General features: G+C 56.9%; 17 protein-coding genes and 1 other RNA gene. 12 read left to right on the forward strand and 6 right to left on the reverse strand.

The window, feature by feature from the left end:
* Positions 1-49 precede the first annotated feature (49 nt).
* Positions 50-448 carry a YbgC/FadM family acyl-CoA thioesterase gene (locus tag EnteroDNA1_RS18900; protein ID WP_069303738.1) on the forward strand — a complete coding sequence of 133 codons (399 nt, stop codon included), beginning with the start codon at positions 50-52 and terminating at the stop codon, positions 446-448.
* A gap of 60 nt (positions 449-508) precedes the next feature.
* Here the strand turns inward: EnteroDNA1_RS18900 and queC are convergent, their stop codons facing one another.
* Entirely contained in the window at positions 509-1,204 is a 696-nt protein-coding gene (gene queC, locus EnteroDNA1_RS18905; RefSeq protein WP_023310577.1) for a 7-cyano-7-deazaguanine synthase QueC, read from the reverse strand.
* A 66-nt stretch (positions 1,205-1,270) separates the two neighbouring features.
* The gene (locus EnteroDNA1_RS18910) at positions 1,271-2,971 is read right to left on the reverse strand and encodes an SgrR family transcriptional regulator (protein WP_069303739.1); all 1,701 of its coding nucleotides are present in this window, start codon (positions 2,969-2,971) and stop codon (positions 1,271-1,273) included.
* Between the two features lie 101 nt (positions 2,972-3,072).
* On the opposite strand from EnteroDNA1_RS18910, the gene cof reads away from it, so the two are divergent.
* Positions 3,073-3,891 carry an HMP-PP phosphatase gene (cof, locus tag EnteroDNA1_RS18915; protein ID WP_069303740.1) on the forward strand — a complete coding sequence of 273 codons (819 nt, stop codon included), beginning with the start codon at positions 3,073-3,075 and terminating at the stop codon, positions 3,889-3,891.
* Positions 3,892-3,931: 40 nt separating this feature from the next.
* Here cof and EnteroDNA1_RS18920 read toward each other — a convergent pair whose 3' ends face one another.
* Positions 3,932-4,981 carry a PLP-dependent cysteine synthase family protein gene (locus EnteroDNA1_RS18920; protein ID WP_231926980.1) on the reverse strand — a complete coding sequence of 350 codons (1,050 nt, stop codon included), beginning with the start codon at positions 4,979-4,981 and terminating at the stop codon, positions 3,932-3,934.
* 112 nt (positions 4,982-5,093) lie between these two features.
* Here EnteroDNA1_RS18920 and EnteroDNA1_RS18925 point away from each other — a divergent pair, with 112 nt between their 5' ends.
* The 5 genes from EnteroDNA1_RS18925 to amtB all read left to right on the forward strand — a co-directional run bounded on the left by EnteroDNA1_RS18925 (position 5,094) and on the right by amtB (position 11,013).
* A complete protein-coding gene (locus tag EnteroDNA1_RS18925; protein WP_023310581.1) occupies positions 5,094-5,552 on the forward strand; it encodes an Lrp/AsnC family transcriptional regulator in 459 nt (152 codons plus the stop codon).
* Positions 5,553-5,582: 30 nt separating this feature from the next.
* Positions 5,583-7,355: a SmdA family multidrug ABC transporter permease/ATP-binding protein gene (locus EnteroDNA1_RS18930; protein WP_069303742.1), complete on the forward strand. Its 1,773-nt coding sequence runs from the start codon at positions 5,583-5,585 to the stop codon at positions 7,353-7,355.
* Positions 7,348-9,129 carry a SmdB family multidrug efflux ABC transporter permease/ATP-binding protein gene (locus EnteroDNA1_RS18935; RefSeq protein WP_069303743.1) on the forward strand — a complete coding sequence of 594 codons (1,782 nt, stop codon included), beginning with the start codon at positions 7,348-7,350 and terminating at the stop codon, positions 9,127-9,129. Before EnteroDNA1_RS18930 ends, EnteroDNA1_RS18935 begins: the two co-directional genes overlap by 8 nt.
* 220 nt (positions 9,130-9,349) lie before the next feature.
* Positions 9,350-9,688: a P-II family nitrogen regulator gene (gene glnK / locus EnteroDNA1_RS18940; protein ID WP_008503304.1), complete on the forward strand. Its 339-nt coding sequence runs from the start codon at positions 9,350-9,352 to the stop codon at positions 9,686-9,688.
* 35 nt (positions 9,689-9,723) lie between these two features.
* Positions 9,724-11,013 carry an ammonium transporter AmtB gene (gene amtB / locus EnteroDNA1_RS18945; protein WP_023310584.1) on the forward strand — a complete coding sequence of 430 codons (1,290 nt, stop codon included), beginning with the start codon at positions 9,724-9,726 and terminating at the stop codon, positions 11,011-11,013.
* Between the two features lie 190 nt (positions 11,014-11,203).
* On the opposite strand, the gene tesB is transcribed toward amtB, so the two are convergent.
* Positions 11,204-12,064, reverse strand: coding sequence for an acyl-CoA thioesterase II (tesB, locus tag EnteroDNA1_RS18950; RefSeq protein ID WP_033144780.1), 861 nt, complete (start codon positions 12,062-12,064; stop codon positions 11,204-11,206).
* A gap of 200 nt (positions 12,065-12,264) precedes the next feature.
* Between tesB and EnteroDNA1_RS18955 the strand changes: the two genes are divergently transcribed.
* Positions 12,265-12,792: a YbaY family lipoprotein gene (locus EnteroDNA1_RS18955; protein WP_008503301.1), complete on the forward strand. Its 528-nt coding sequence runs from the start codon at positions 12,265-12,267 to the stop codon at positions 12,790-12,792.
* Between the two features lie 33 nt (positions 12,793-12,825).
* Here the strand turns inward: EnteroDNA1_RS18955 and EnteroDNA1_RS18960 are convergent, their stop codons facing one another.
* Positions 12,826-13,137, reverse strand: a complete 312-nt coding sequence (locus tag EnteroDNA1_RS18960; protein WP_029741631.1) for an MGMT family protein — start codon at positions 13,135-13,137, stop codon at positions 12,826-12,828.
* 170 nt (positions 13,138-13,307) lie between these two features.
* Between EnteroDNA1_RS18960 and ffs the strand changes: the two genes are divergently transcribed.
* From ffs to EnteroDNA1_RS18975, 3 genes are all read left to right on the forward strand, one after another.
* Positions 13,308-13,404: signal recognition particle sRNA small type (gene ffs, locus EnteroDNA1_RS18965), an RNA gene on the forward strand.
* Between the two features lie 260 nt (positions 13,405-13,664).
* Positions 13,665-13,916, forward strand: coding sequence for a hypothetical protein (locus EnteroDNA1_RS18970; RefSeq protein ID WP_023310587.1), 252 nt, complete (start codon positions 13,665-13,667; stop codon positions 13,914-13,916).
* Positions 13,913-14,128, forward strand: coding sequence for a hypothetical protein (locus EnteroDNA1_RS18975; RefSeq protein ID WP_023310588.1), 216 nt, complete (start codon positions 13,913-13,915; stop codon positions 14,126-14,128). The genes EnteroDNA1_RS18970 and EnteroDNA1_RS18975 overlap by 4 nt, the downstream gene beginning before the upstream one ends.
* Before the next feature lie 81 nt (positions 14,129-14,209).
* Here EnteroDNA1_RS18975 and yczR read toward each other — a convergent pair whose 3' ends face one another.
* Entirely contained in the window at positions 14,210-15,631 is a 1,422-nt protein-coding gene (gene yczR / locus EnteroDNA1_RS18980) for a MocR-like transcription factor YczR (protein ID WP_064673439.1), read from the reverse strand.
* A gap of 86 nt (positions 15,632-15,717) precedes the next feature.
* Between yczR and yczE the strand changes: the two genes are divergently transcribed.
* A complete protein-coding gene (yczE, locus tag EnteroDNA1_RS18985; RefSeq protein WP_069303744.1) occupies positions 15,718-16,329 on the forward strand; it encodes a membrane protein YczE in 612 nt (203 codons plus the stop codon).
* Positions 16,330-16,361: the final 32 nt, after the last annotated feature.

Consider the following 16,361-nt stretch of genomic DNA (forward strand, 5'->3'; position numbering starts at 1 on the left):
TACCAGTTATGACCTCTCTTCCTACAATAACAGTAAAGGCTATTGCGCTATGCAGACAAAAATCAAAGTACGCGGTTTTCATCTCGACGTTTATCAGCATGTGAACAATGCTCGCTATCTTGAGTTTCTTGAAGAAGCGCGCTGGGACGGGCTGGAAAACAGCGAAAGCTTTCAGTGGCTGACCGCGCACAACATCGCGTTTGTGGTCGTCAATATCAACATCAACTACCGCCGTCCGGCCGTGCTGGGTGACGTGCTCACGGTCACCAGCCAGGTGCAACAGATCAATGGCAAAAGCGGGGTCTTAAGCCAGGTGGTGACGCTCGATCCAGAAGGGCAGGTGGTCGCAGATGCAATGATCACCTTTGTCTGTATCGATCTGAAAACGCAGAAAGCGCTACCGCTGGAAGGGGAATTGCGGGAAAAGCTGGAGTTGATGATCGTGTAAGACATGTTAAGGCGTACTCGTGCTGTCGACACCTGTTTGCGACAGCACGGTCAAGTAGCCCTATTTAAGACCGGTCTTTTTCTGCATCGCGGCCATCACGCCGGATTTATCGGCAAGATAGTGGTTTAGCCCGTTAGCGCGCAGATTACAGGCCGCACACTGGCCGCAACCGTCGCCTTTGATACCGTTATAGCAGGTGAGCGTTTCGCTGCGAACAAGGTCCAGCTTGCCCCAGTAGTCCGCCAGCGCCCAGGTTTCGGCTTTATCCAGCCACATGAGCGGAGTTTCAAAGCGCGTCTCTTTCGCCATCCCCAGATTAACGGCGTGGTTTAACGCTTTCACGAACTCATCACGACAGTCCGGGTAGCCGGAGAAGTCGGTCTCGCACACGCCCGTGATCACCGCTTCGGCTTTTACCTGGTAGGCGTAGATCGCCGTCAGAGTCAGGAACAGGATATTACGGCCCGGCACGAAGGTATTTGGAATGCCGCTGGCATCGGGTTCATAGTCTGGCACAGGAATACTGTCGCGGGTGAGGCTGCTCACGGCCAGTTCATTTAACAGCGTAACGTCCAGCACCTTGTGCGCGCGTGCGCCCAGTTTCAGGGCAAGTTCACGGGCAACGTCGATTTCAGCGCGATGACGCTGACCATAATCGAAAGTGACACAGTGAACTTCATCGTACTGATGAAGGGCCTGGACCAGGCAGGTAGTAGAGTCTTGTCCTCCGCTGAACACGACGACGGCACGTTTCATAAATCATCTCGACTGTTACGGTAAAAACGTTATGTTACCGTCAGACCACGACGGCGACCAGCTTCTTCACGATTTGGGAGCGGGCAGCCAGGCTTCGGTAAAGTCAAACCAGCCGCGGGTATTGAGGCGTATACCATTCACGCCTGGCGGAGCACTGATTTGGTATTGATAATTAAAGAGTGGCGTCAGCACCGCACTCTCCATTAACCGGTTAAAGATGGCTTGCAGTCCCGCGTGTCTATCCCGAGCCTCGGCCTGAGTCTGTACCGCATCCAGCGTGGCTTGCAGATGGGCGTAAGCCGGTGCGCTAAGAACGTGCGGCCAGAGGGCATCGCAGCGCAGCCACTGTTCAAGCGTATATTCCGGCGCTTCGCCAATCAGCCTGTCCCCCATCATGATGTCTGCATCGGCAAGCTCCAGGCATCCGTCCCACGTCTTGGCGTCGTGAAAGATGACGGTCAGTTCACACCCCTGTAGCGCCAGGTATGCCTTCAACTGGCTGGCCATGGTGTGAAGCTCAACAGGGAGATGGTAAACCAGCGTCAACGCTTCAGGGAGGGTGACGTCCGATAAATCAGGCCATTCGGGGATGGTCCAGCCGGGAAGCAGTTCCTGGGTGGGCGTGATGAGCCCTTCGTTTAGCGGAAGTGTGTGAAGAAGCCTGGAGAGATGAATGATATTGATAAGCCGCTTTGCCTGGATCTCACTCAGGTGCGCGCTCTGTTTTAGCGTGAGGTAACAGAACCCCAGGCTGGTGCTGCTGCTTACCAGCCGCAGACTTTCCAGCTCGTCGGCCTCGCCAATCGCGATTTGCACCGGGTGACGACAGCTGGTGCCCAGGCTGTAATCAAAAAGCTGGGGAGTGATCCAGTATTCGATGGCTTTGAGCAGCGGATGGCTCAGGTGATACTGCTCATGGCTTTCCAGACGAACCAGGTCGGGCTCAAAGGCGGCCAGCCGAAACGGGCCACTGCCAACCACAGGATGGTCGGGATGCGCCAGACGGCTGCAGTAGGTTGCCAGCCTGTGCGGCAGCCAGTAGTCCGGTTGATGCAGCGTAAACGTCAGACACTGAGGATGCGTTGTTTCAATACATAAGACGCTCTGAAACAGAGTGCGCAGGGCAGGAAGCGTCAACAGCGCTGTCAGACTTCGCTGGAGTTGCGGCGTTTCTATTTTATCGCCGTTATGCCAGTGCAGGGTGGAGCGAATGTAGAAATGCCAGCGCAGGCCGTCAGCAGAGACATCCCAGTGATGCGCCAGATCGCCCGTAGGTTCACTGCTATTACCGTTAAAACGCGTCAGGCCTGAGAAGACCTCTCCCGCCAGATGCTGCTCTGCCCGGCCCGGTAAAAAACCCGGCTGAAGCGGCTCCAGCGAGCGATAGTAGGGGATGCGCAGCGTCGGCGTGTCGTTTTGCCACTGCCCGCCCAAAAAAGGATGCAGTAATGACCGCAGCGCTTCAGGGGCAAGCTGCGCCAGTTCCAGCGCGTTGTGCTGCTGCCCGCTTTTCAGCGCTTCTTCCATCATCGCATTGCGCAGTGACTCCGGGGCGACATGGAACGTGAGCTCACCGCGCTTACCGCGGCCAGACTGCGCTCGCCAGCTGAGCCAGCCCGCCTCCTGGGCCTGGCGCAGCAGGGTTCGGACATGCCGCTCGCTACAAAAACAGCGGGCGGCCAGCTCGCTGATGGTGACCTGTTGCGTTGCACCCTGCGAAGGCTGCCAGAGGCGGTGATACTGGTTGAGTCGATTGAGCTGGCGCATAAGAAACCCGGAACAATAATTTTCATCTATTCACTATTACTTCCGTATATCTCACACGATACTGTTGCACAAGTTAACCGCATCACATTTCGGGAGTAATCATGGCTCGGCTCGCTGCATTTGATATGGACGGTACGCTGTTAATGCCGGATCACCGTTTAGGGGAAAAAACCCTGAACACGCTGAAGCGCCTGCGCGAGCGTGATGTCACCCTGACGTTTGCCACTGGCCGCCATGTGCTGGAGATGCGCCATTTGCTGGGCGCGTTTTCCCTCGACGCCTTTCTAATCACCGGCAACGGGACGCGAATTCACTCCTTAGAAGGCGATGTGCTGCACCGGCAGGATCTCAACCCGGAAGTGGCGGACATCGTGCTGCACAGCACCTGGGACACGCAGGCCAGTATCCACGTCTTTAACGATCGGGGCTGGTTTACCGGACGTGAAATTCCTGAACTGCTGCACGCGCATGTATACAGCGGTTTCAAATATCAGCTTATCGATCTGCGTCGGATCCCCGCTCATGCGGTAACCAAGATCTGCTTCTGCGGCGATCATGACGATCTGTGCCGCTTAAGGATTCAGCTGAATGAGGCGCTGGGCGACCGGGCGCACCTGACCTTCTCGGCGGTGGATTGTCTGGAAGTGCTGCCGGTGGGTTGTAACAAAGGCTCCGCTCTGGCGGTGCTGAGCGACCACCTGGGCTTAACGCTGAAGGAGTGTATGGCGTTTGGTGACGCCATGAACGACCGCGAAATGCTGGGTAGCGTAGGTCGCGGTCTGATCATGGGGAATGCGATGGCGCAGCTGAAAGCAGAACTTCCCCATCTGCCGGTTATTGGCCACTGCCGCAATGAAGCAGTGTCCCATTTTTTGACGCATTGGCTGGACAACAACAATCTCCCGTATTCCCCCGAATAGTGAGACCCTTCCAGCAAGCCAGACTTCGGTCTGGCTTTTTTTATTTCACCAGTTCTGCAATCTGCGCTTTCCACGGAGCGATATCGCCGATGTTGGCCTGCACCCACTCCGCGTTGTAGTAAGTTTCAAGGTAGCGTTCGCCGCTGTCGCACAGCAGCGTGACGATGGAACCGGTACGGCCCTCTTCGCGCATACGGGCGGCAAGCTGCAGTGCGCCCCACATATTTGTGCCCGTCGATGCGCCCACTTTGCGCCCCAGCTGCGTTTCCAGCCAGTGCGCCGTTGCCACGCTTGCGGCATCCGGCACGCGCATCATCTCATCCACGACGTCGGGGATGAAAGAGGGCTCCACGCGCGGGCGGCCAATCCCTTCAATTTTACTGCCCACCGGGCTGCGCAGCTGCGCATTGCGGTTTTGCCAGTAGTCGAGGAACACGGAGTTCTGCGGGTCAACCACCATCAGTTGGGTATCGTATCCCTGACAGCGGATGTAGCGTCCAATCGTGGCTGACGTGCCGCCGGTACCGGCGCTCATGACGATACAGGACGGAACCGGATGCGGTTCGTGGGTCATCTGGCGGAAAATACTGTCGGCAATGTTGTTATTGCCGCGCCAGTCGGTCGCGCGCTCGGCGAAGGTGAACTGGTCCATATAGTGACCGTTCAGCTCACGGGCCAGCATTTCGGAGGCGGCGTAGATTTCGCAGGCGCTTTCCACAAAGTGGCAGCGTCCGCCGTAAAATTCGATCTGTTCGATTTTGCGTTTTGCGGTGCAGGACGGCATTACCGCGATAAACGGCAGGCCCAGCAGGCGGGCGAAATAGGCTTCTGACACCGCCGTTGAACCGGACGAAGATTCAATAATAGTGGTGCCTTCTTTAATCCAGCCGTTACATAAACCGTATAAAAACAGAGAGCGCGCCAGGCGATGCTTCAGGCTACCGGTGGGATGGGTGCTTTCATCTTTCAGATAGAGCTGAATGCCGTCAAATCCCGGCAGGGAAAGGCGAATCAGGTGCGTATCCGCCGAGCGCTGATAGTCGGCATTGATTTCGCTGATCGCATGTTTAACCCAGGTGCTATTCATCATCGTTATCCGTTTGTCATTTTGTGCCTAGGATAGCGAAAAGCACAGAAAAAATTGTTGCTATCTGGCCTTTAAAATAGAATGAAGAGAGAAAAATTTTCTCTGTGAGGTGGGTATGCTAGATAAAATTGACCGCAAGCTCCTTTCATTGCTGCAAAATGACTGTACCCTCTCTTTGCAGGCGCTGGCAGATGCCGTTAATCTGACCACCACTCCGTGCTGGAAGCGGCTTAAGAAGCTGGAAGATGACGGCATTCTTCTGGGGCGCGTCGCGTTGTTAGATCCCGAAAAACTGGGGCTTGGGCTGACGGCATTTGTGCTGATAAAAACCCAGCATCACAGCAGCGAGTGGTATTGCCGCTTCGTTACTCAGGTGTCTGAGATGCCCGAGGTGCTCGGTTTCTGGCGTATGGCCGGAGAGTATGATTACCTGATGCGCGTCCAGGTGGCCGACATGAAGCGCTATGATGATTTCTACAAGCGGCTGGTGAACAGCGTCCCGGGTTTGTCGGACGTCACCTCTAGCTTCGCCATGGAACAGATTAAATACACCACAGCATTACCCATTGAATAACTTCGTAAAATACCTTCAGGAACAAACCGCGTGCGATTATTTGCCCAACTAAGCTGGTACTTTCGTCGGGAGTGGCAACGCTACCTCGGTGCAGTCGCCCTGCTTATTATTATTGCCATCCTGCAGCTGATCCCGCCGAAAGTGGTGGGGTACGTCGTGGATGGCGTCACCGAGCAGCATTACACCACCGCACGGGTGTTGATGTGGGTCGGCACGCTGGTGCTGACGGCGGTCATTGTTTATCTGCTGCGCTACGTCTGGCGCGTGCTGCTGTTTGGTGCGTCCTATCAGCTGGCCGTTGAGCTGCGTGAAGATTTTTACCGCCAGCTGAGCCGACAGCATCCCGAATTTTATCTGCGTCATCGCACCGGGGATCTCATCGCCCGCGCGACAAACGACGTCGATCGCGTGGTCTTTGCCGCCGGGGAAGGGGTGCTGACGCTGGTGGACTCGCTGGTGATGGGCTGTGCGGTGCTGATCGTGATGTCCACGCAGATCAGCTGGCAGCTGACCCTGCTCGCCCTGCTGCCGATGCCGATCATGGCGCTGGCGATCAATCGCTATGGCGAACAGCTGCACGAGCGCTTCAAGCTGGCGCAGGCGGCGTTTTCGTCTCTGAACGATCGCACCCAGGAGAGCATGACCAGCATCCGCATGATCAAAGCGTTTGGCCTGGAGGACCGTCAGTCTGCGCTGTTTGCCGCCGATGCGGCAGACACCGGGGCGAAAAACATGCGCGTCGCGCGTATCGACGCCCGTTTTGACCCGACGATTTATATCGCAATCGGCATGGCAAATATGCTGGCCATTGGCGGCGGAAGCTGGATGGTGGTGCAGGGCACGCTTACCCTGGGGCAATTGACCAGCTTTGCGATGTATCTGGGGCTCATGATCTGGCCGATGCTGGCGCTGGCCTGGATGTTTAACATCGTGGAGCGCGGCAGCGCTGCCTACAGCCGCATTCGCGCCATGCTGGCCGAAGCGCCGGTGGTCATCGACGGTAGCGAGGCCGTACCGGAAGGGCGCGGCGCCATGACCGTCGACGTCCGCAAGTTTGTCTACCCGCATACGGAGCATCCGGTGCTGGAGAAAGTTAGCTTTACGCTTCAGCCGGGCCAGATGCTGGGGATCTGCGGCCCGACGGGATCCGGCAAAAGTACCGTACTCTCTCTGCTTCAGCGCCACTTTGACGTCACCGAGGGCGATATCCGCTTTCACGATATTCCCCTGACCAGACTGCTGCTGGACGAGTGGCGCGGTCGCCTGGCGGTCGTCAGCCAGACGCCGTTTTTATTTTCGGACACCGTGGCGAACAACATTGCCCTGGGACGCCCCGGGGCGACGCAGGAAGAAATTGAACATGTGGCGCGTCTGGCCAGCGTTCATGATGATATTTTGCGTCTGCCGCAGGGGTACGAAACGGAAGTCGGGGAACGCGGCGTCATGCTGTCCGGCGGGCAAAAGCAGCGTATATCGATTGCCCGCGCGCTGCTGCTGAATGCTGAAATTCTGATCCTGGATGATGCGCTTTCTGCCGTGGACGGCCGTACCGAGCATCAAATTCTGCATAACCTGCGCCAGTGGGGCGACGGACGCACGGTGATTATCAGCGCCCACCGTTTGTCGGCGCTCACCGAAGCCAGCGAAATTGTGGTCTTACAGCACGGGCACATTGCCCAGCGCGGGCAGCATGAAACGCTTGCCGAGCAGCCGGGCTGGTATCGCGATATGTACCGCTATCAACAGCTTGAGGCGGCGCTGGATGATGCGCCGGAGCAGGATGAGGAGGCCGCCAATGCGTAAGCTCGGAACGATGTGGCCGACGCTCAAACGTCTGCTGGCCTACGGCTCGCCGTGGCGTAAACCGCTCTCCGTGGCCGTGCTTCTACTCTGGATTGCGGCGATTGCTGAAGTGAGCGGTCCGCTGCTCATCAGCTATTTTATCGACAACATGGTCGCCAAAAGCTACCTTCCGCTGGGGCTGGTGGCGGGTTTAGGCGTGGCCTACGTTGGCCTGCAGCTGGCGGCGGCAGGGCTGCACTATGCGCAGTCGCTGCTGTTTAACCGCGCAGCCGTGGGCGTCGTTCAGCAGCTGCGTACGGATGTGATGGACGCGGCGCTTCGCCAGCCGCTCAGCGAGTTTGACATCCAGCCGGTCGGGCAGGTGATTTCGCGCGTGACCAACGATACCGAGGTGATCCGCGATCTGTACGTTACCGTGGTCGCGACGGTGTTACGCAGCGCGGCGCTGATTGGCGCGATGCTGGTGGCGATGTTCAGCCTCGACTGGCGCATGGCGCTGGTGGCGATCACCATCTTCCCGGCGGTGCTGATTGTCATGGTCATTTACCAGCGCTACAGCACGCCGATCGTGCGTCGGGTGCGCGCGTATCTGGCCGACATTAACGATGGCTTCAACGAAGTGATCAACGGCATGAGCGTCATCCAGCAGTTCCGCCAGCAGGCGCGCTTTGGCGAACGCATGGGTGAAGCCAGCCGTTCGCACTACATGGCGCGTATGCAGACGCTGCGGCTTGATGGTTTCCTGCTGCGTCCGCTGCTGAGCCTTTTCTCGGCGCTGGTGCTTTGCGGGCTGCTGATGCTCTTTGGGCTGAGCTCAAACGGTACGATTGAAGTGGGCGTGCTGTACGCCTTTATCAGCTATCTCGGGCGTCTTAACGAGCCGTTGATCGAGCTTACCACCCAGCAATCGATGCTGCAGCAGGCGGTGGTCGCCGGTGAGCGCGTGTTTGAGCTGATGGACAGGCCGCGCCAGGCCTACGGCAATGACGAGCGACCTCTGCAAAGCGGGACTATCGCCTTTGATAACGTCTCGTTTGCCTATCGCGAAGACCGGCTGGTGCTGCAGGACATCACGCTTGACGTTCCGTCGCGCGGTTTCGTGGCGCTGGTAGGGCATACCGGCAGCGGTAAGAGCACGCTTGCCAGCCTGTTGATGGGCTATTACCCGGTCACGCACGGCGAAATCCGCCTCGATGGGCGCCCGCTCGCGTCTCTCAGCCACACCGTGTTGCGTAAAGGCGTCGCGATGGTGCAGCAGGATCCGGTCGTGCTGGCCGATACCTTCTACGCCAACGTGACCCTGGGGCGAGACTACTCCCAGGAGCAGGTCTGGGACGTGCTGGAAAAAGTGCAGCTGGCAGAGCTGGCGCGCGGGTTTAGCGATGGGATCAATACCAAACTGGGCGAGCAGGGGAACAATCTCTCCGTCGGGCAAAAGCAGCTCCTGGCGCTGGCGCGGGTGCTGATTGAAACGCCGCAGATACTGATTCTGGATGAAGCCACGGCCAGTATTGACTCCGGCACCGAACAGGCCATTCAGCAGGCGCTGGCCGCCGTACGCGACCATACGACGCTGGTGGTGATTGCCCACCGTCTTTCCACCATCGTCGATGCCGATACCATTCTGGTGCTACATCGCGGACAGGCCGTTGAACGCGGTACGCACCGTGAACTGCTGGAAGCAAAAGGGCGCTACTGGCAGATGTACCAGCTGCAGCTGGCGGGCGAAGAGCTGGCGGCCAGCGTGCGTGATGAAGAGTCGCTTAGCACCTGATGCACCAAAATGAGGCGACGCGCTAACAGTCATTCCTGTTGGTGCAAAACTGAAACGCACCGTGCACCGGCATGGTGCGTTTTTTTTCGCCTGTTCGTTTATTACGGCCGCGTAATGCTCTGTGCGCCGCCGTTCCCCCTCGTTTTCATTTCTGGCACACCCCTTGCAATACCTTCTGCGTAAGCTACGGCCATTACCGAATTCTGACTGGAGGGGATCTATGAAGCTGGTTACGGTTGTAATCAAACCATTCAAACTCGAAGACGTGCGTGAAGCGTTGTCTTCAATGGGTATTCAGGGACTGACTGTCACCGAAGTGAAAGGCTTTGGTCGTCAGAAGGGTCATGCCGAGCTTTATCGCGGGGCGGAATACAGCGTTAACTTTCTGCCAAAAGTAAAAATTGATGTCGCGATTGCTGACGATCAGCTTGATGAAGTCATTGATGTCATTAGCAAAGCGGCCTATACCGGCAAAATTGGCGACGGCAAAATTTTCGTTGCCGAACTGCAGCGCGTCATTCGCATCCGTACCGGCGAATCTGACGAAGCGGCATTGTAAATAACGCCTGGCACACAGTGATAGGGATCGAGAAAATGAAGATAGCAACACTTAAAACGGGTCTGGGTTCGCTGGCTCTGCTGCCGGGCCTGGCGCTGGCTGCTACCCCTGCGGTGGTCGACAAAGCCGATAACGCCTTTATGATGATCAGCACCGCGCTGGTGCTGTTCATGTCAATTCCGGGCATTGCGCTGTTCTACGGCGGCCTGATCCGTGGCAAAAACGTTCTCTCCATGCTGACGCAGGTTGCCGTGACGTTCGCACTGGTCTGCGTGCTGTGGGTGGTTTACGGTTACTCGCTGGCGTTCGGCACGGGTAACGCGTTCTTTGGTAACTTCGACTGGGTGATGCTGAAAAATATTGAGCTGACCGCGCTGATGGGCAGTTTCTATCAGTACATCCACGTTGCGTTCCAGGGCTCCTTCGCCTGTATTACCGTCGGGCTGATTGTGGGCGCGCTCGCCGAGCGTATTCGTTTCTCTGCCGTGCTGATCTTCGTGGTGGTCTGGATGACGCTCTCCTATGTGCCGATTGCGCACATGGTCTGGGGGGGCGGTCTGCTGGCAACGCACGGCGCGCTGGACTTCGCGGGCGGTACCGTTGTACACATCAACGCCGCGGTAGCGGGTCTGGTGGGTGCCTACCTGATTGGCAAACGCGTGGGCTTCGGTAAAGAAGCGTTCAAACCGCACAACCTGCCGATGGTGTTTACCGGTACGGCTATCCTCTACTTTGGCTGGTTTGGCTTCAACGCCGGCTCGGCAAGTGCAGCAAACGAAATCGCCGCGCTGGCCTTCGTGAACACCGTTGTGGCCACGGCGGGTGCAATCCTCTCCTGGGTGTTTGGCGAGTGGGCGGTACGCGGTAAACCGTCACTGCTGGGTGCCTGCTCGGGTGCCATTGCCGGTCTGGTTGGCATTACGCCAGCATGCGGTTATGTCGGCGTGGGTGGCGCGCTGCTTGTCGGCCTGGTGTCCGGTCTGGCGGGTCTGTGGGGCGTGACCGCACTGAAACGTGTGCTGCGCGTTGACGACCCATGCGATGTGTTTGGTGTTCACGGCGTGTGCGGTATCGTGGGTTGTATCATGACCGGTATCTTTGCCGCGAAGTCGCTCGGTGGCGTGGGCTACGCAGAAGGCGTGACCATGGTTCATCAGGTGCTGGTGCAGCTGGAAAGTATTGCAATCACCGTTGTCTGGTCTGCCGTTGTGGCCTTCATTGGCTATAAGCTGGCGGATATGACGGTGGGTCTGCGCGTACCGGAAGAGCAGGAGCGCGAAGGTCTGGACGTCAACAGCCACGGCGAGAATGCGTATAACGCCTGATAAACAGCAAAACGGCAACCTTTGGTTGCCGTTTTTAATGTGTATCCCCTCTCCCTGTGGGAGAGGGTCAGGGTGAGGGCATCAGGCCGCACAAGGCAAAAGCAAAACGGCAACTTCGGTTGCCGTTTTTAATGTGTATTCCCTCTCCCCGTGGGAGAGGGTCAGGGTGAGGGCATCAGGCCGCACACAATCACCCGCGATTACGCATTACCCCTTCCTGCACCGTAGACGCGACCAGCACGCCATCCTGAGTATAAAACTCCCCGCGCACAAACCCTCGCGCGCTCGACGCTGAGGTACTCTCCACGCTGTAAAGCAGCCACTCATTCATGTTGAACGGACGGTGGAACCACATGGAGTGATCGATCGTCGCGACCTGCATCCCTTTTTCCAGGAAACCAACCCCGTGCGGCTGCAGCGCCACCGGCAGGAAGTTGAAATCTGACGCATAGCCGAGCAGATACTGATGCACGCGGAAATCTTCCGGCACGGTCCCGTTGGCACGGATCCAGACCTGGCGCTTCGGTTCGGCGGTATGGCCTTTCATCGGGTTGTGGAACTCAACCGGGCGGATCTCCAGAGGCTTATCGCAGAGAAATTTCTCTTTGACCTGCGGCGGAAGCAGATGCGCCAGCGCGCGGGCGATATCCGTCTCTGATTTTAAAGAGTCGGGCGACGGAGCCGGGGGCATCACTTTTTGATGCTCGTAGCCGGATTCCGGCGCCTGGAAAGAGGCGGTCATGTAAAAGATCGGCTTGCCGTTTTGAATGGCTGCTACGCGGCGCGCGCTGAAGCTGTTGCCGTCTCGCAGGACTTCAACGTCATACACAATCGGTTTTGCGCTATCGCCAGGGCGTAAGAAGTAGCTGTGGAACGAATGCACCAGACGGTCTGCCGGGACAGTCTCCTTTGCTGCGTACAGAGCTTGTCCAACGACTTGCCCCCCGAAGACCTGGCGTAAGCCGAGATCTTCGCTCTGTCCGCGAAAGAGTCCTTCCTCAATTTTTTCCAGATTCAGTAATGTCAGCAGATTGTTCAGTGCCTGACTCATAGTTGTCCTCAATAAACGCCGTAGCGAAAGATAGGCAGAGTATAACGCAGAAATGAAAGTGGTCCGATGGGTAGAATAATCTGAATATCGGCACGTTTTCAGGCATAAATCGGTGATCTGTGCCACACTTGAATACGTTATGTGATTGAAACGACATCGGATGGGATCGATCCCGCTGGTGCATTGATAAGGAGACTTCAATGAAACTCGTGCCCATGCTAAGTGGTGTAGCTATTGCGGTGGCGTTGTCCGCCTGTGCCGGTAAAAGCGCCCAAGTGCCAGTACCAGCAGCCGACCCGAACGGGATTAATACCCTTTCACAGCAATCCATTCAGCAGCCTAATGTTTCCGGTACCATCTGGATTAAACAGAAAGTGGCGTTGCCGCCGGATGCGGTATTAACCGTAACGCTGTCTGATGCTTCTCTGGCCGACGCGCCGTCGAAAGTCGTTGCCCAGCGTGCCGTTCGTACTGAAGGCAAGCAGGCGCCGTTTAGCTTCGTATTGCCGTATAACCCGTCGGACGTGCAGCCTAACGCCCGTATCCTGCTGAGCGCAGCGGTAACCATCAACGGCAAGCTGGTCTTTATCACCGATACGGTCCAGGAAGCGATCAACAACGGTGGGACAAAAATCGATCTGAACCTGGTGCCGGTGCAGCAGACCGAAGTGCCGGTCGCACCGCAGACCAATCAGCCGTCTCTGCCAACTCCACCGACTCAGATGTAATTTCTGCATTTCCCCTCTCCTCCGGGAGAGGGGTCAATATACCCAGCGAAACTTCTGCAAATCGATCTGACCCGACCCTGACACCTGCACACCCTCTGAAAGTAACGCCTGACGCTGACGCTGAAGATCCGGCCCGGTGAGTGAAATGGCGCCATGACGGTTCACCACCCGATGCCAGGGCAGCGTACTGCCTTCCGGCAGCCGTTTCAGGACGCCTCCAACCTGTCGCGCCGCGCGCGGGGAACCGGCCAGACGCGCGACATCACCATAGGTGGTGACGTAGCCTTCCGGGATTGAGGCCACGATTTGCCATACGCGCTGTGGAAAGGAGTCGTGTTCGTCCATACCTTTACCTGTGGGGAGTTTCTGGAAAGCTATGGTAAACGAAGATCTTCATGATTGCTGCGCCTGTTTGCGCAAGAAACCAGCATCCGGTTGCTGGTCGCTTGCAATTGGGCTTTAGCACAGGGATAATGCGCCAGCGCGTTGGTTATCAACGCTCTCAATGGGGGCTCTGTTGGTTCTCCCGCAACGCTACTCTGTTCACCAGGTCAGGTCCGGAAGGAAGCAGCCAGGGCAGACGACGTGTGTGCCGGGATGTAGCTGGCAGGGCCCCCACCCATTTGTGACCTCCTAAGATTCTTCAGCTTCACCTCTCCCTCAAAGCATTACTCCACAATAAAACTACGCCTGTATCGTGTAATATATATTTCATTGCACTGAAATATTATTGTCATAAACCTGTAATAATAGACTGTCATTTTATAATCGGACGGTTATTTTCTTCCATAACTCAAAAAAATATATATCTGGATAACATTGTTAAGTTCGTGTATTAAATAAAGTACTTATTCCGAAGGGAAGTGACAAACATGGCTACAGCGGTATTAAACGTTAAGATTGATGACGCTCTAAAAGAAAGACTTCGCCACTATGCGGAAGTCAATAACGAGAATTTAAGCGTGACGACAGAGAAACTGCTGCTGCTGGCGTTCGAAGCAGTAGAAGAGGCGGGAGTATCGGAAGAGGATATTGATAATCAGCATACGGAAGAAGAGAGTGTTTCTCCTTTTACTCCTAAAGAAATCAAGGCTCTACGTAAACTTCTGAAGAAGAGAAAATGAAACAACAACTGTCAACCGCCAGTGACTACAACGAGGCCTGCGATCTGTTGCGTTCAGGCTACGTGAAGCATGTACGTCTTGGCTGGAATGTTGGAAGCGATGAGTTCTTTCGTATTGCGTCTGACTGGTGTGATACCGGTGCAAAAATAAAGAAAGACGGTGATAACTTCGTTATTTCACTAAAAGGCTTTCCTATTCCTCCTCAGCATTAAACCCTGACCAGTGAAAACTGCTGACTGCATATATTACAGTCAGCAGTTTTTATTTTATGATCTGCTTCAAATATTTAAATATCAGATCACGCTGCGTTTTAACGATGGCACGTTTTTATTCAGGGCGAGCCATAACGGTTTGATCCTAAGCAACGCCTGCTCAAGCTCTGTCGATTCCAGCGAGAAGGGCATACGTAAATAGCGGTCAAACGCCCCCGATAAACCAAATCGCGTCCCGGTTCCCAGGTTAATCCCGATTATTTCTGCCCGCGCGGCAAGCTGTGTCGCCAGCATGCCTGGAAGCTCTATCCAGTAAGAGAGCCCGCCTTCCGCCTCGTGGAATTTCCACTCCGGGAAATGTTCGCGCAGCAGGTCACCACATCGATCGCGCCGTTCCGCCAGCATCTTCCGGCGTGCGGGCAGAAACGTCTCGCTGTTGTTAATGAGCCACCGCATTGCCAGCTGTTCGAGCAGCGGCGAGCCTAAATCCAGAGTATCCCGCGTCTGGGCAAGGGTGGCGATGATGCGCGATGAGGCGCGGATCCAGCCGAGACGCAGCCCGCCCCAGAAGCTTTTTCCGGCAGAGCCTAAGGTGATGACGGTGGCCTGCGGGTTAAAGGCGGCCAGCGGTGGCGGGGGAGGCGCATCAAACCAGAGATCCACCATCGTTTCATCCACCACCAGCGCCGTGCGGGTTTGGGCTGCAATATCCGTGATGGCCTGACGGGTGGCGATATCCATACAGCGCCCGGTCGGATTATGAAAATCTGGCATCAGGTAGGCCAGGCGCGGCGCCGTCTGGGCAAGCGTTGCGGCAAAGCCATCCGTATCCCAGCCGGTTTCCGGCAGCGACACCCCGACTGGCCGACACTGCGCCCCCTGAATGGCGGCAATCGCCAGCGGATAGGTGGGATGATCGACCACGACGCGGTCCCCCGGCCCGGTCATCATCCGCAGCACCAGCGCAAAGCCGCTGACGGCGCCATTAACCACCATCACTTCGTCTGCGCGGGTGGGAAGGCCCCGCGCGGTATAGCGCGCAGCGATGGCCTCCCGCAGCGTCGGTAGCCCCAGCTGATCGTAGCCCGTCAGCGAGAGAAGCGGGGTAATGGCCGTGAGCGCATGGGCATAAGCCTGATGGATCTCCGGCCCGGCATTCAGGGCGGCAGTGGAGAGATCCAGTGCGGCGCTCGCCGCGGAAAGGGTGGGAACGGCGCGCGTGTCAGGGAGAATGACCCGTGACCCGCTGCCGTGGCGGCTTTCAAGGTACCCCTCTTCACGCAGGTGGGCGAGCGCGCTGCTGATGGTGGTTCGGCTCACGTCCAGCGCCGTGGCCAGCTCACGCTCGCCCGGCAGCCGCGTATTCAGTGCCAGACGCCCATCAAGAATTAACAAACGCAGCGCGTCGGCCAGCTGTCGCCAGAGCGGGGTGCGGGATGAGGCTTGCTGCCAGTGGCCTAAAAGGCGTACCAGAGACTGGCTTCCGAAGCGACGTGATGACATATGCAGTCCACTATTTGAAAACTGGACATTAATCATAGTGCCATTTTAGGTCAGGATGAAAGCCTGGTTCACTGGAGAAGATAAAAATGGTACGTCGTCTGCTACAACTCTATGTCGGTTTAGGACTGTATGGCCTTTCCACCGCAATGTTTATTCGTTCCGATTTGGGTGTCGATCCCTGGGATGTGTTTCACCTCGGGGTGGGGATGCAGCTGGGGATGACTATCGGGACGGTGATCATTGTGACCGGCGCGGCGGTGCTGCTGCTGTGGATCCCGCTGCGCCAGATGCCGGGCCTTGGCACGATCAGCAACGTGATTTGTATCGGCCTGGCGGCGGACGCCAGCATGGCGCTTATCCCGGAGCTGGATTCGTTACCCGTTCGAATTGCTTTCCTGGTGTCGGGCATCGTGATGAACGCGATTGCGACCAGCATGTACATCGGGGCCGGTTTCGGGCCAGGCCCGCGCGACGGCCTGATGACCGGCATTCACGCCCGACTGGGGTGGTCCATTCGCAGCGTGCGTACCTCAATTGAGGTGTCCGTTCTGCTGATTGGGTGCGTGCTTGGCGGCACGTTTGGGGTGGGAACCGTACTGTATGCACTGACCATTGGCCCGCTTATCCAGCTCTGCCTGCCCTGGTTCCGCCAGAAGCCGCGCATTGCGGAAATAGTCCAGCCGGAGCGGGTTGTTTAATTTTGCGAAGCGCTCACATGTTTTAACGGCGT

The sequence above is a fragment of the Enterobacter sp. HK169 genome (assembly GCF_001719105.1).
GTDB classification, from domain to species: domain Bacteria; phylum Pseudomonadota; class Gammaproteobacteria; order Enterobacterales; family Enterobacteriaceae; genus Enterobacter; species Enterobacter asburiae_B.